The organism is Shumkonia mesophila (assembly GCF_026163695.1).
GTDB classification, from domain to species: Bacteria; Pseudomonadota; Alphaproteobacteria; order Rhodospirillales; family Shumkoniaceae; genus Shumkonia; species Shumkonia mesophila.
Window position 1 is genome coordinate 54,875 of the sequence record NZ_JAOTID010000001.1, and the last position, 14,794, is coordinate 69,668.

Sequence of the window (14,794 nt, forward strand, 5' to 3'; positions counted from 1 at the left end):
CCCTCTCAAAGTCGGGCGGATCATTCCTCCGCCAACAGGTACCGCCTCATCCACCGGTTGACCGTCGGGCTTTCGGGCAAGGTCGGCATGCCGTCGTCCACCCTGCGGGCGCGTTCCTCGCCCCAGGCCAGCGCGGCCAGAGCCCGGAATTTTGCCCGCATTTCATCGCTGCTCATCGGCTGCTCGGGATCGCCGCGCCGGGTTTCCGACACCGCTTCCACGGTCCGGCCGTCACCGAGCAAGGCTTCGATGCGGGCCGGACGGATGGTTCTGGCGATCTTATCGTATTCCGGATCGGCGACGAGTTCCACGCGGCGCATCAGATCGCGCACGCCCCGGTTCTCCAGCACGGCCGGTTCGAACTCGGCCTGGGTAACGCGCCCCTTGAGCAGGGCGACGGCCACGCAATAGGGAATGGAGAACTTGGCGGCATAGCCGTCCTGCGGATCGGGATCGCCGGCGACGCGGATCGAGATGGCGTTGGAATGCACCAGCACCTTGCGTACCTCCGCCGTCCCCAGCCCCTCGCGGATCTGCAGGGCGGCCTCGACCGGCGTCATGGAATGGCCGCAGATGGGGTAGGCCTTGAAGGTGATCTCGCGAATCCGCCAGCGCGCACCCAGACCGTCGGTGCACGCCCCGGCGTCCGCCCCCTCCGGCGCCATGGCGGCGAACACGCCGCGGCTTCCCTCGAGAATCGAGGTCGGTCCCTCGACCCCCTCGCGGGCCAGCAGCGCGGCCAGCAAGCCGGACTGGGCGGCCCTGCCGGGATGCAGGTTCTTGGCGGCCGGGGCATCGGGCAGAACCTCCCACAAGCCGGCCGCCTGGGTGCCGGCCAAGCCGAAGGCGGCGGCGGTCTGCGCCGCCGTCAGGTCCAGCACCCGCGCCGCCGCCGCCGCCGCCGCGAAACAGCCGGCCGTTCCCGTGGTATGCCAGAAGCGATAGTGCCCGGGTCCCAGCGCGCAGGCGACGCGGATTCCCACCTCGTAGCCGGCGACCATCCCGGTAAGCAGGGCGGCGCCGCCGGCATCGGCCAGTTGCGCCGCGGCCAGGGCCGAGGCGATGGCCGGCACGCCGGGATGATAAAGGGTCTGTTTGTGGGAGTCGTCGAACTCCAGCGCGTGGGCGGAGCCGCCATTGACCAGCGCGGCGGTCAACGGATCGGCCCCTTCCCGCGAACCGATCAGCAGGGCGTTCCCCGTCGAGCCGATCGCCTTGGCGACGGCATGGACGGACCGGCCGAACGGCGTCGCCGCCCCGGCCGCGGCATTGCCCAGCCAGTCGCGGAAGGCGTCGAGGGCCGTCGCGCGGACGGCATCGGGCAATGCCTCCCACCGGAGCGCCGTCACGAAGTCGGCGATCCGGTGGGCCAGGCGGGTCTGGTCGAGGCGCCCGCTCATGCCAGGATGGCGTCGATCTCGGCGCCGATGCGATCGGCAACCTCGCCGGAAAGGCCAAGGTAGCGGCGGGGGTCCAGGGCCTCGGCAATCTTCTGGCGGTCGCAGACGCCGGCGACGGCGCCTTCGGCCATCAGTTCGTCGAGCAGCGGCGTATCGTTGTCGTAGGCCCGCACCGACGCCTGGTAGACGGCCTCGTGCGCCTCGGGCAGCGGCAGTTTTTCGGCCACCACGAACATGGCGCGCTCGGAGAGCAGGAGCCCTTTCAGCATGTCGGCGTTGCGGGCCATGCGCTCGGCGTTGACCCTGAGACCGCCCAAGGTCCCGGCCACATGGTTGAGCGAGCCCGACAGCATGACGAAGGTTTCCGGCACCACCACCCATTCGGCCTTCCAATGGGAGGCGTCGCGTTCGTTCTCGACGCCCATCGCCTCCAGGGCGACGCCGGCATTGGCCCGGATGATACGGTCCAGCACGATCGCCCATTCGGTCCGCACCGGATTGCGCTTGTGCGGCATGGTGCTGCTGCCGACCTTGCCGAGCGTGAACGGTTCTTCCAGTTCGCGCACCTCGGTCTTCGACAGGTTGTAGATTTCCTTGGCGACGCGCGATGCGGTGCCGGCGGTCAGCGCACACAGGGTCATCGCCTCGGCCGTACGGTCGCGCGAGGCGGCCCACGGCGACAGCGGAGTTCCCAGGCCGAGGATGTCGGCGGCCCGCTTCTGCAGATCGAAGCCCGACCGTCCCCACGAGGCGAAGCTGCCGACGGCGCCGATGATGTTGACCACCAGGATGCGCTCGCGCGCGCCCTGCCAGCGCTGCAGCTGACGGACCAGTTCGTCGAGCCAGATGGCCGCCTTGAGGCCGAAGGTGATGGGCAGGGCATGGCCGCCGTGGGTGCGCCCGACCATCATGGTGTCGCGATGCTTGGCCAGGAGCGGGCGGCCGTTGCGCAGGACCTCGCGCAACTGGTCCTCGATGATGTCGACGCCGTCGCGGATCATCAGCATCATGCCGGTGTCGATGATGTCCTGGGTGGTCGCCCCCCAATGGACGTAGCGCGCGTCCTCGTGGTTGATGGCGCGGCGGAATTCCTTGAGCAGGCCCATCAGGCTGTGCGTCGTCACCTTGCCGTGCGCCTTCACCGTTTCGAGGTCGATCTTCTCGACATGGGCGCAGTCGGCGATGCGGGCCGCGGCCGCTTTCGGGATCATCCCGAGGTCGCCGGCGGCCAAGGCGATGGCCCGCTCGACATCGAGCCAGCGCTGGAACATCGCGCTTTCGTCGAAGACTTTGCGCATCCGTTCGGTGCCGACAGAATCTTGAAATACCACGCTATCGATGAAATGCACGACCATGATGATTCCTCTCCTTTTTGGTCCTTTTTGGTCGCCGTTCTTCTGGGGTTCAGTCGTCCTCGGGGATCAGGCCGCGTCCGGCGGAACGACCGGCACCACGACATGCGCCCGCCGGGTCCGCCGCCTTTCGAGATAGTACGGCAGCACCAGGGACAGGATCGAAACCACCAGCAGGAAGGCTGAAATGGGTCGGGTCACAAACGGCAGGAAGCTGCCACTGCCCATGCTGATCGCGAGCCCGAACTGTGTTTCCGCCATATCGCCCAGCATGAGACCGAGGATGAGCGGCAGCACCGGGAACCTGAACTGCTTCAGCAGATAGCCGAAGGCGCCAAAGGCAACGAAGCAGTAGACGTCGAAGATGCGGTTGTTGAGCGCGTAGCAGCCGATGGCGCACAGGACCACCAGGACCGGAATCAGGAACTGCGCGGGCACCAGCAGAGCCCTGATGATGTAGCGGATGAACAGATGGTAGAACAGCAGCATGAACCCGAAGGAAATGAAAAAGGCGATGAAGATCGCATAGACGAGATCGCCGCTGTCGCGGAACAGCAGCGGTCCCGGCTGGATGTTGTGCAGCATGAAAGTGCCCAGCATCATCATCGTCGAGGCGTCGCCGGGAATCCCCAGCGTCAGGAGCGGAATCAAGGCGCCGCCCATTGAGGCGTTGTTGGAACTTTCCGGGGCGATGATGGCCTCGGCAAGGACGCCCTGGCCGAATTTCTCCGGGGTGCGGGAGGAGGCTTTCTCCTGGGCGTAGGCGACGACGTTCGACAACCCCGGGCCGACCCCCGGCAAGATGCCGATGATGACGCCGATCACCGTCGAACGTAACAGGGAAACCTTGTGCTTCAGCACTTCCAGTCCAGCGTCGACGAACGCCTTCAGACGGAATTCGACGTCAAGAAGATGGGCCTCTTTGCCGACATCGTCGGTATCCTGGAGAAGTTGGGGCAGCGCGAACACGCCGATCAATGCCGGCATCACGTCGAACCCGGACTCGAAGTCGTCGACGCCAAACGTGAAGCGCACGATCCCGTCCACAGGGTCCGTCCCCACCAGCGCCAACGCGAGGCCGAGCCCCGCCGAGACGAACGCCTTCAGGGTCGATCCGCTGGACAGTGACGAGACGCAGCTGAAGGTGAAGATGACCAGCGCGAAGTATTCCCACGGCCCGAACCGGAGGGCGAAACGCGCCAGCAGCGGCGCGATGACGATCAGGCATAAACCGCTGAGTATGCCCCCCGCGAACGAAGAGTAGACCGCCAGACCCAGGGCCCTTGGCGCCTGTCCGCGGCGAGCCATCGGGAAACCGTCGAGACAGGTGGCCGCCGACGACGGCGTGCCCGGAATGTTGAGCAGGCACGAGGCGACCAAGCCGCCCGAGATGCCGCCGCAATAGACGCCCATCAGCATGGCGAGACCGTGGACCGGCTCCATGGCGAACGTCAGTGGCACGAGGAGCGCGATCGCCATCGTGCTGGTCAATCCCGGGATCGCTCCGATGAAAAGGCCGCCAAGGACTCCCCCCGCCATGGAAAGAATAATCTCGGGAGTCATGAGCATCTGAAAGGAAACGAGGTATTGGTGGAGCATTGCTGCCTCCCGTCGGATCAGGGCAGGAAAACTTGAAGCCAGTACACGAAGACCAGCCAGATGAGACCGACGACACCGGCGGCCACACCAAGGGCGATCGGCATGTCGCGCCGCAGGTTGGGGCTGATCGCGCCCGTCATGATGACAACGAAGCCGGCGCTGGCCGGAAGAAAACCGACCACCGGCATGACGAGAACGTAGAGGCAGATCAGGCCGAGGGTGATGACCCTCCGTCCGCCTACCACCCGCCGCCAGTAGCCTGCCGGCAGGACGGTCGCAGCCTTGGGCAGGAAGGTCGAGGCGAGAAGCAGCAGGCTCAGCGCAACCAACAGACCGAAGATGATGTTGGGAAAGAGCTTGTTGCTGAGGAGTTGGAAGGCCGTCGCTCTGATATGCTCGGTTTCAAAGAGCATGAAGACGGATCCCACAAAAAGAAGGATCGCACTGATCCGGTCGGCGGTTCGCATGGATGCTCTCCGTCAGAGGGAGCCCCGGCAGGGAACCCGGGCGAGGGCGAATTCAAAAAGGTGCGGGCGGCGCCTGCTCCGGCGCCCGGATTCGGCGCCGCCCGCGACCAGGGGAGGGAAGAAACGGGGAGGTCTATTTCGCCTCTTCCTCGACCAAGTGATATTTCTTGGCCAGATCCACGAAAAGCTTGAGCTGCTTTTTCAAGTATTCGTCGAACTTCGGCCCCGCGATGTCGGTCGGGATCATCCAACCTTTCAGCAGTTCCGTCCGGCACTCCGGATCGGCAATGGCCTTGAGCCACGCCTCCCGCAGGATCTTGACGCGCTCGGGCGGGGTTCCCTTGGGCACGAAGCTCATATAGTCGAAATAGAAGGGGGCGTTGATGCCCTGTTCGCGCAACGTCGGCAGGTTGGGATAGGCCTCGGAGCGCTCGTCCGCCATCACCCCCAGCATGACGATGTCGCCCGAGTCCAGGAAGGGCCGGGCGGCGCTGAGGGCGATGATCGCGACGTCGAGATTGCCCTGCAGCATGGCGATGACGCGGTCCTGGTCGCCCGACATGCCGATGGTGTGGAAGTGCTTCTCGTCGAGCCCGACCGCCTCAAGGTACGCCAAGTAAGCGAAGTGGCTGAAGCCGTTGATTGCCGCGCCCCACCGGATGGTGCCCGGCTTGGCCTTGGCCACCGCATTCAGGTCGGCCACGGTCTTGAGGGGGCTGTTCTTGGCGACGACGAGGGCCGTATCGGTACGGACCGTGCTGGCGACCGGATCGAATGCCGTGTAGTCGTACTTCGATCGCCCGGTCGCTACCGACATGTGAATATTCTGGTGCTGCCACAGGACCATGTAGCCATCCGGCCGCGCCCGCTTCACTTCCAGTTCCGCGGTACGCCCGCGAGCGCCGTCGATGTTGGTCACGATGACTTTTTGCGGCAGGTACTTGGACGCGTACTTGGCAAAGATGCGCGCCGAAATGTCGCTGCCGCCGCCGGGTTTGAAGGGAACCACAAGCTGGACCGGCTTGGACGGAAACTCTTCCGCCAGAAGCCCCGACATTGGCACGCTCACCGCCGCGGCAATCGCACCGATGAAGGCTATCGTCCTCCCGATATGCATCGAAATGTCTCCTCTTTGTCGTTGTCCCAAAACGCGACCCCTCGGCATTTTTGGCAAATCGGGCTTGCGGTTCGGGTAACGCCAGCGTCCCGCCAACGGCAGGATCAACGCCACCCCAACGAAGCCGCCCTTGTTTTGCAGTAGGGGCAAAATTTAACTTCCAATTGTTTAATGCTTATGAAATTATTTATTTACTGTCAACGCCTAAATATTTGTAGGAAAATGATTTCGTCTTGTAGGATTTTTCCTACAACTTGAATTTTGTATATAACTATTAATAACGGTTTGTGCTTTTCTCCGATGGCTTTCGTAAGCCTGGGTGGATCCGGGCATTGAGGCCGTCTCCGCCCCGGGTGTAAGAGGGGAGACGGCGTCGGATCGGGTGACGCGGGAACGAGGACGTTCGGAATGGGGTTCGCACCGCCGTTGCGCATCAGCGGCCGCCAAGGGTCGAACGGCGGCGGCGGCTACCGCCGGCGATGGTCCTTTCTTGCGGCGGCGGGCGTCCTCGCGACGGCGCTGGCCTTCGCAACGGCGCCGGCGCTGGCGGCCAAGAAACGGGTCCTGGTGATCAATTCCTACAATGTCGGCAACGCCCAGACCGACAACATCATCGGCGGCATCCGCTCGGTATTCGCCAGCGAAATGCCGGGAACGGAACTTTTCTTCGAACAGCTCGACTCGCTCCGCCATCCCGCCACGACCGTCTACCCCCATATGGAAGCGCTGGTCCGCTCGAAATACGCCGGCACCGGCATCGACGTGATCGTCGTCGCCAACGACGCGGCGCTGGATTTCCTGCTGACGCGCCGCTCGCGGCTGTTCCCGAACGTGCCCATCGTTTTTTGCGGGGTCCATTTTCGCAATGCCCGCATCGCCGGCGAGAGCAACATTACGGGCGTCGCCGAGGATGTGGACATGCGCCGGACCATCGAACTGGCCCTGAAGCTGCATTCCCACACCGAGCTGGTCATGGCGATCAGCGATTTTTCGATGGTCGGCCGCTACGACTTCGAACGGTTCTGGCAGATCTTTCCCGACTTCGAGGACGTCGTCAGTTTCGACGAACTGATCGGCCCGTCGGAATCCGAGCTGATCGGAGCGTTGAAACGCATGCCGAGCAAAACCGTCATCCTCGACATCGCCTTCCTCAAGGACCGCCGGGGCAAGTTTTTCACGCCGACCGAGGCGATGGCCCTCTACGCCAAGCACAGTCCGTTTCCGGTCTACACGCTGTGGGACTACTACGTGGGGGCCGGAACGGTCGGCGGCATCGTGGTCAGCGGCCGCCACCAGGGCGAGACAGCGGCGAGCATGGCCGTACGCATCCTCAAGGGCGAGCCCGCCTCCACCATCCCGGTCCTGCGCGACAGCCCCAACGTCCCGATGTTCGACTTCCTTCAGCTCCAGCGCTTCCGGATACCCGTGTCGGCGCTGCCGGAGGGCAGCATCGTCATCAACCGGCCGGAAAACTTCTACTGGAAGTACAAGTATGCGATCTGGGCGGTCGCCGGCTTCACCGCCAGCCTGATGGTCCTGGTGGTCCTGCTGTCGGCCAACATCCTGCAGCGCCGCAAGGCGGTGCACGCGCTGACCGACAGCGAATCGCGCTACCGCGCCATCGTCGAGGACCAGACCGAGTTCGTCGTCCGCTTCACGCCGGACTTCCGGCTGTCCTTCGCCAACCACGCCTTCCTCAATTTCGTCAGGATCAACGGGTTCGTCAGGCTCGACGAAGCCGAGTTGGTCGGCTCGAACCTGCGGCAACTGGTCCCGGAACGGCGCATGGCCGAGATCGAGGCCCACCTGGGAGCGCTGACGCCGGACCAGCCCATTTTCGAGGACGAACAGGCCATCCGCCTGAATCATCGCGAAACGCGGTGGATCAAATGGACCGTGCGGGCCATCTACAACGCCCACGACACGCTGACCGAATTCCAGGTCGTGGGCGCCGACATCACCGACCAGAAGGAAACCCAGAACGCGCTCAGCGTTTCGCGCGAGCAGTTCCGCCGTCTGGCGATGCTCCAGCAGGAGGCGCTCGAGGATGACCGGGCCCGCATTTCCCGGGAAATCCACGACGAACTCGGCCAGAACCTGACCGCCCTCAAGATGGGCCTTTCCATGCTGAGGCGGGTCATCCCGAGTATCGGTCGCGCCGCGGCTGACCGGCTGTCGGCCCTCAACCGCATGATCGAGGAAACCATCCGATCGGTGCAGCGCATCTCGCAGGAACTGCGTCCCACCCAACTCGACGATTTCGGCCTGATCGCCGCCATGGAATGGCACGCCAGCGAGTTCCTGGCCGGTTCCGGCCTCCGTGTCGACTTCGAACACGGCCCCGGCGACCAGGACGGTCTCGACCGCGAGCAGGCCACCGCCGTCTACCGCATCTATCAGGAAGCGCTGACCAACGTCGTTCGGCATGCGCGCGCCTCGGCTATTCATATCCGTCTTGAGCGGGAGCGGAACCGGTTCGTCATGGAGATCGAGGACGACGGAATCGGCATCCCCCAGCAGGCGGTGGATTGTCCGTCGTCCTTCGGGCTGATCGGCATGCGCGAACGGGCCCGGTCGCTGGGCGGAACGATGACCCTATCGAGAGCCCCGCATCGGGGCACCCGGATCTGCGTCGAGATTCCCTTCCGGGAGGCCGAAGTGAAGGCCACGGGCAAGGAGGCAACCGCGTGAGAATTCTGCTGGTCGACGACCATGCCGTCGTGCGCAAGGGGATCAAGGAAATCGCCTCGATCTCGGTGGGAACCGCCGACTTCGACGAGGCGGAAACCGGCTGCGACGCCATGAGGATGATCGGCGGCACCGACTACGACCTGGTCATCCTCGACATTTCGCTGCCGGACCGGAGCGGGCTCGAGGTCCTGCGCCTCATCCGCAAGGACCGGGCCGACCTTCCCGTCCTCATCCTCAGCATGCATCCGGAAAACGGCTATGCGGCACGCGCCTTCGAGGCCGGAGCCAACGGCTACCTGACCAAAGGTTCGGTTCCCGAGGAGCTTCAGGACGCCATCGAAAAGGTTCTCAAGGGCGGCCGCTACACGAGCCCGACCCTGGTCGACAGCCTGGTCCGCCAACTCCTCGATCCGGTTCGTCCCGCCAAACCCCATGACGTCCTGTCCGAACGCGAATACGAAGTGCTGCGCCGCCTCGCCCGTGGCGAGCGCCTGACCGCCATCGCCAACCAGATGGATCTCAGCACCAAGACGGTGGCGACCTACCGCAGCCGCGCCATGAAGAAGCTCAACCTGGAAAATGCCGCCCAGCTTTTCCGTTATGCCATGAACGCCGGCATGCTGGAGGACGACACCGGCCCCGGCTGACGGCCGCGTTCCGCCCTCCGGGATCATGAGACGGCGCGGCTTGCCGCCGCCCTGGCCGCCCAGCGCTTGCGCGCCCACGTGCGGATGAAGCCGAATACCGGCCCCAGCATGAAGAAGGTGGCGCCGGCGATGAGAAGCAGACTGATCGGATGATTGACGGGGTCGATGAAGATCGACCAGTTGCCCTTTGACACAATCAGGGAATTCGCGAAGTTGTCCTCGATCTGCCGGCCGAGCACCAGGGCCAGGATGATGGGCGCATGCGGGATCGACAGCTTACGTAAGGCATACCCCACAAGGCCGGCGATCAGCGCCACCCAGATGCTGAAGATGGCGTTCTCGTCGGAATAGGCGCCGCTCAGGCACAAAAGCGCAATCGTCGGGATGAGCAGTTCCTTGGACAGACGGTAGACCATGCCGGTCAGCGTCTTGACCAGACCGAAGGCGATCGGCCCCATCACCAGGTTGCCGGCGACGAAGGCCAGGATGATCATCCAGGCAATGTCGGCATGCTCGATGAACAGCAGCGGCCCCGGCATCATGCCGTGGATCATGAGGGCGGCGATGAACAGGGCGGAAACCGAATTGCCGGGAATCCCCAGCGACAGCAGCGGCACCATGGAGCTGGCGACGACCGCGTTGTTGGCCGCTTCCGGTGCGGCAATCCCCTCGGGTGCCCCTTCCCCCCACTTGGCTTCGCCCGGACGCCCCTCGTACTTTCGCTTATAGACGCGCGAGGTTCGCTCGTAGCCCAGGAAGATGGCCATCAGCATTCCGGCTCCCGGGATCACGCCGATGACGTTGCCGATGATCGAGCAGCGGACCCAGGTCGGGATCAGGCGCCTGACCAAAGCGGAAGGAAGAATGAGGCGATCGGAAATACGGGGCAGCGCCTCGGGCTTGCGCCCTGCCCGTCGCTCCCGCACCAGTTCCTCGGTCAGTTCGAACACGGCGGTGATGCCGAACAGGCCGACCAGCAGCGGCAGGAACGGCACGCCCTCGTACAGGTTGGCGATCCCGAAGGTAAAGCGCGGAAAGCCGGTTTCCTGACTGAGGCCGACGGTGGCGACCAGCAGGCCGAGGGCGGCGGAGATCAGCCCCTTGAAGACGTTGCCTCCCAGCAGGCCGACGACGCTGGCCAGCCCCAGGACGCCAAGGGCGAAGTTCTCGACATAGCCGAAGCGCAGGGCGAACTTGGCCAGCGGCGGCGCCAGGAAGACAAGGACTATGGCGCTGGAAAGACCCCCGACGACGGAAGAGGTGATGGCGATGCCGATGGCCTTGCCGGGCGCTCCCTGCCGGGCCATGGCGTTGCCGTCGATGGTGGTGATGATGGCGGACGCCGTTCCCGGCACCTTCACCATGATGGCCGGGATGGAGCCACCGACGGCCGTCGAGCAGTAGAGACCGACCATCAGGGCAAGGGCGAAGGTCGGCGGCATGGAGAAGGAAAACGGGATGAAAATGGCAAACGCGATGTTGTCGTTCAATCCGGGGATGGCCCCGACGGTCAGGCCGGCGACGACCCCGATAAAAAGAAACGCCAAGACTTCGGGGCGCATCAGCGTTTCAAAACCCAGCAATACGGCGTCCATTATAATTTTCGTCCTTCAAATTCGCGCGTTGTCCGGCATCATTTCTATCGAATGAGTTCCTCTATGACGTCCAGTACCGGCAACGGAATATCGAAGATGATGTAGAACATGAAGAACACGACTGCGACGATGGTCGCCGATTGCCCGAGGCTTTTGCCGTGGTGGCCGCCGCGCAACAGCATGGCGCTGGCGGCGACGATCAGAACGCTGGGCCCCAGATAGCCGGCGCCGACGGCCAGCAGCACGATCCAGACCACCCACAGCAGCGCCTGCAGGGCGGGGCCGGCGAGCAGGATGTTCACCTCCTCGCGGTCGACGGTCTTGGCCGAACGCGACAGCGACGCCTGGACAAACAGGCCGACGGCCAGTACGCAGAGCGCGCCGCCCAGGAAGAGGGGATAGGATCGCGACCGTGCGTCGAACCCCGAGGCGTATCCGATCACCACGGCGCCGATCAGGAAAAACGTCGCGGCCGTCCAAAAATCGAGCTTCCGAAAAATCGCCATGGCCCCTCTTCCCCGATCGCCGGGCCGGGGGGACCGGCAGCCACGAAGCCGCCGGTCCCCCCGTTCGTCCCTATTGCTGCTTCAGGTTATGCTTCTTGATCACCTTGCCCGCCAGGGCGGCGTAATCGTCGACGACTTCGGTGTAGCCGGCGGCATCGCGGTAGGAGACCGGATAGCCGTATTCGGTCATGCGGGCGATGTAACTCTTGTCCTCGTTGACCTTGCGGAGCAGGTCGGCAAGGAAGGTCACGGCCTCCTTCGGCGTTCCCTTGGGAACCCCCCAGCCGCGGAAGGTCGTCCAGCGCACGATGTTGAGGCCAGCCTCCTTCCAGGTGGGCACGTCGGGAAAGGCGGCAAGCCGCTTGTCGGAGGCGACGGCCAGCAGGCGCACCGATCCGGCGTCCACATGCTTCTTGCCCTCGCCGAACGACCACAGGGCCGTCTCGACATGGTTGCCCATGACCGCCTGCAACTGGGCGCCGAAACCCTTGGTCGGCAGGTAGTCGAACTTGATCCCCGCCGATTCCTCCAGCGCCAGGCCGGCAAGATGGTGCGAGGTGGCGATGCCGGCGATGGTCACGCTGACCGGCCGCTTCTTGGCCTCGGCGATGAAGTCGGCCGCCGTCTTGAAGGGCGAGTCGATGGGCACGATCAGGACTTCCGGGTCGTCCGTGTACAGGGCGACCGCCGCGAAGTCCTCGGCCTTGTACTGGGTCTCCTTGAGGACCGGATTGGTGACGACGGAACTGGTCATGGCCAACACGGTGTAGCCATCGGCCTTCGCCTTGGCGGCGAAGGTCTGGCCCACCACGCCGTCACCGCCGGCGCGGTTCTCGACCACCACCTTGACCTTGTCGAGGAACTTGTTGGCGTACTCGGCGATGATCCGCGAGGTGACGTCCACCGCGCCGCCCGGCGCGAAGGGAACGATGATCTTGATGTCCTTCGACGGAAAATCCGCCGCCATCGCCGCCGACGCGCACAAGGCGGAACCAACGATCGCGGATGTAAGAACCTTTACGAACTTCCTGGTCTGCATGACATTCGCCTCCCTTTTATCATGGTCCTGTAAAAGACGGCGCCCCCGACGCCGGGAGTCAACCCGCCCCCTTCAAACTGTCGCCTCCCAGGGCGACGACTTCCCTCACCAGCGGCCCGGGAACCGGAATCCCCGTCCGCCGCCGCTCCTCGGCGATCTTCCATTCCCGTTCGCCGGGATACATGACCTGCTCTATCCCTTCGGCCGGCGGCAGGGCCTTGAGCCGGGCGATCTCCTCGTCCATGCGGGCCCGGAAGTCCGCTTCGGCCATGAAGGCCGAGACCTTGAACGCCATGAGGAAATGACCGTTGCCCGATTCCCGTTCCTGGTTGGTCATGACGCTGAGCACCCGGCCGCCGAACTCGGCGCCGGTCAGCACCCCCGACAGGATGTCCATGAGCAGCGTCAGGCCCGACCCCTTCACGCCTCCGAACGGTAGCATGACGCCATCCAGCGCCGCCTGCGGGTCGGTGGTCGGGCGGCCGTCGGGACCGAGGGCCCAGCCGGCCGGAATGGCTTTCCCCTCGGCCAGGGCCTTGCGCACCTTCTTGCGCGATCCTTCGCTGGTCGCCATGTCGAGGACGAAGGCCGGATGCCGGCCGGCCGGCACGGAAACGGCCAGCGGATTGGTGCCCAGCATCGGGGCGGCGGCGCCGAACGGCGCGCAGACCGAAGACGCGTTGGCCGTCACGATGCCGACGCAGCCCCGCTCGGCCACCATCGCCGCGTAGACCCCGGCGGCCCCGAAATGGTTGCTGCGGCGCACCGCGACGGCGCCGATCCCGACCCGTCCGACCGCCTCCAGGGCCAGATCCACCGCCCGCATCGCGGCGACCGGCCCCAGGCCATTATCGGCGTCGAGGGTGGCAGCCCATGGCAGGCGCCGATCGACCGTCATCGCGGGCACCGCTTTCAGACGTTTTTCATCCAGCGCCTTGGCGTAGTCGGGCAGGCAGGCGAGGCCATGGGTGTCGACGCCGCGCAGATTGGCGCCGACCAGCCCGCGCGCCGCGGCATCGGCGTCGGCAGCGGGAACGTCGCGCCGGACCAGCACCTCCGCGATGGCCCTCTCGACCGTTTCGGCAGTCACTCGGACCATTTCCGACATTCCGGCGTCCCTCACTTCAACCGGGCGCAGGCCGCGGCGATGCGGCGGCACGCCTCGTCCAACAACTCGGTCTTGGCGGCGAACGAAATGCGGATGAAGGGCGACAGGCCGAACGACGCCCCGTTGATGACCGCCACCTCGGCCTCGTGGAGCAGGAAATCGACGACGTCGCCCTCCCCTTCGAGGACCTTGCCGTCCGGCGTGCGCCGGCCGAGCAGGCCCTCGCACGCGATGAAGACATAGAAGGCGCCCTGGGGGGTCACGCAGGATAGCCCGTCGATGGCATTGATCCGCTCGACCACCCGGTCGCGCCGCTGCTGGAAGACGGCCCGGTTGCGGACGGCGAACCCGTGATCGCCGTCGAGCGCCGCCACCCCCGCCCATTGCGAGATGGAGCAGGCGCCGCTGGTCGACTGGGATTGCAGCTTGACCATGTTCTTGATGAGGGTGATGGGACCGGCGCCGTAGCCGAGACGCCAGCCCGTCATGCAGTAGGTCTTGGAGAAGCCGTTCACCACCAGGGTCCGCTCGCCGAGGTCGGGAGCGAATTCGAGAATGGAGTGGAAAGCCGCGCCCTCGTAAATCAGGTGTTCGTAGATGTCGTCCGACAGGAGCCATACCTGCGGATGGCGGCGCAGCACCTCGGCCAGGGCCTCGAGGTCGGCGGGATCGTAGACGGTCCCCGACGGATTGCCCGGGTTGTTGAGGATGAGCCACTTGCTGCGCGGCGTGAGGGCGGCCTCCAGCCGCTCCGGCGTCAGCTTGAAGCGTTCGGCCGGGCGGCTTTCGATGACCACCGGCACGCCGCGGTTGAGCAGCGTCTGATCGACGTAGCAGCCGAAATAGGGCGCCGGGATGACGACCTCGTCGCCGGGATTGAGGGTGACGCCCAGGGCATTGTAGATGACCTGCTTGCAGCCGGCGCCGGCAATGACCTGCTCGGGGGCGTAGGTCAGGCCGTTATCCTTCTTCAGCTTCCTGCAGATGGCCTCGCGCAACGGCAGGATGCCGGGGATCGGCGGATACTTGGTCTTGCCCTCGATGATGGCGCGGATGCCAGCCAGCTGGACGTGTTCCGGGGTTTCGAAATCGGGCTCGCCGGCGGTCAGCCGGATGATGTCGCGCCCCTGGCGGATCAGCTCCGCCGCGCGGGCCGACGCCGTCGATGCCGCGGATTGTTTGATGGCACCCAGGTGCTCGGCAATCACGTTCATGGTCTTCCTCCCGGCGCAGGGATCGGCCGGCCGCCGCCCCGTGCGATTAGACTTTGGCA

The 14,794-nt window shown here is 65.0% G+C and carries 12 protein-coding genes; 2 read left to right on the plus strand and 10 right to left on the minus strand.

Annotated features, from left to right (window positions below):
* Positions 1-20 precede the first annotated feature (20 nt).
* The 5 genes from ODR01_RS00255 to ODR01_RS00275 form a co-directional block, all read right to left on the minus strand.
* Positions 21-1,400: an MmgE/PrpD family protein gene (locus ODR01_RS00255; RefSeq protein WP_316975584.1), complete on the minus strand. Its 1,380-nt coding sequence runs from the start codon at positions 1,398-1,400 to the stop codon at positions 21-23.
* The gene (locus ODR01_RS00260) at positions 1,397-2,755 is read right to left on the minus strand and encodes a class-II fumarase/aspartase family protein (protein WP_316975585.1); all 1,359 of its coding nucleotides are present in this window, start codon (positions 2,753-2,755) and stop codon (positions 1,397-1,399) included. Before ODR01_RS00260 ends, ODR01_RS00255 begins: the two co-directional genes overlap by 4 nt.
* A 66-nt stretch (positions 2,756-2,821) precedes the next feature.
* The gene (locus tag ODR01_RS00265) at positions 2,822-4,351 is read right to left on the minus strand and encodes a tripartite tricarboxylate transporter permease (protein ID WP_316975586.1); all 1,530 of its coding nucleotides are present in this window, start codon (positions 4,349-4,351) and stop codon (positions 2,822-2,824) included.
* Between the two features lie 17 nt (positions 4,352-4,368).
* Entirely contained in the window at positions 4,369-4,818 is a 450-nt protein-coding gene (locus tag ODR01_RS00270) for a tripartite tricarboxylate transporter TctB family protein (RefSeq protein WP_316975587.1), read from the minus strand.
* A gap of 133 nt (positions 4,819-4,951) precedes the next feature.
* Positions 4,952-5,935 (minus strand): tripartite tricarboxylate transporter substrate binding protein, encoded by a 984-nt coding sequence (locus ODR01_RS00275; RefSeq protein ID WP_316975588.1) that lies wholly within the window; start codon positions 5,933-5,935, stop codon positions 4,952-4,954.
* 408 nt (positions 5,936-6,343) lie between these two features.
* Between ODR01_RS00275 and ODR01_RS00280 the strand changes: the two genes are divergently transcribed.
* Complete coding sequence (locus ODR01_RS00280) at positions 6,344-8,626, plus strand: sensor histidine kinase (RefSeq protein ID WP_316975589.1); 2,283 nt, start codon at positions 6,344-6,346, stop codon at positions 8,624-8,626.
* Positions 8,623-9,273 carry a response regulator transcription factor gene (locus ODR01_RS00285; RefSeq protein ID WP_316975590.1) on the plus strand — a complete coding sequence of 217 codons (651 nt, stop codon included), beginning with the start codon at positions 8,623-8,625 and terminating at the stop codon, positions 9,271-9,273. The genes ODR01_RS00280 and ODR01_RS00285 overlap by 4 nt, the downstream gene beginning before the upstream one ends.
* Before the next feature lie 23 nt (positions 9,274-9,296).
* On the opposite strand, the gene ODR01_RS00290 is transcribed toward ODR01_RS00285, so the two are convergent.
* The 5 genes from ODR01_RS00290 to ODR01_RS00310 form a co-directional block, all read right to left on the minus strand.
* Positions 9,297-10,868, minus strand: a complete 1,572-nt coding sequence (locus ODR01_RS00290; protein ID WP_316975591.1) for a tripartite tricarboxylate transporter permease — start codon at positions 10,866-10,868, stop codon at positions 9,297-9,299.
* A 44-nt stretch (positions 10,869-10,912) separates the two neighbouring features.
* Positions 10,913-11,374: a tripartite tricarboxylate transporter TctB family protein gene (locus ODR01_RS00295; protein ID WP_316975592.1), complete on the minus strand. Its 462-nt coding sequence runs from the start codon at positions 11,372-11,374 to the stop codon at positions 10,913-10,915.
* A gap of 70 nt (positions 11,375-11,444) precedes the next feature.
* Positions 11,445-12,413 (minus strand): tripartite tricarboxylate transporter substrate binding protein, encoded by a 969-nt coding sequence (locus tag ODR01_RS00300; RefSeq protein ID WP_316975593.1) that lies wholly within the window; start codon positions 12,411-12,413, stop codon positions 11,445-11,447.
* 58 nt (positions 12,414-12,471) lie between these two features.
* Positions 12,472-13,503 carry an Ldh family oxidoreductase gene (locus ODR01_RS00305; RefSeq protein WP_316975594.1) on the minus strand — a complete coding sequence of 344 codons (1,032 nt, stop codon included), beginning with the start codon at positions 13,501-13,503 and terminating at the stop codon, positions 12,472-12,474.
* Between the two features lie 29 nt (positions 13,504-13,532).
* Complete coding sequence (locus ODR01_RS00310) at positions 13,533-14,735, minus strand: pyridoxal phosphate-dependent aminotransferase (protein WP_316975595.1); 1,203 nt, start codon at positions 14,733-14,735, stop codon at positions 13,533-13,535.
* Positions 14,736-14,794 lie beyond the last annotated feature (59 nt).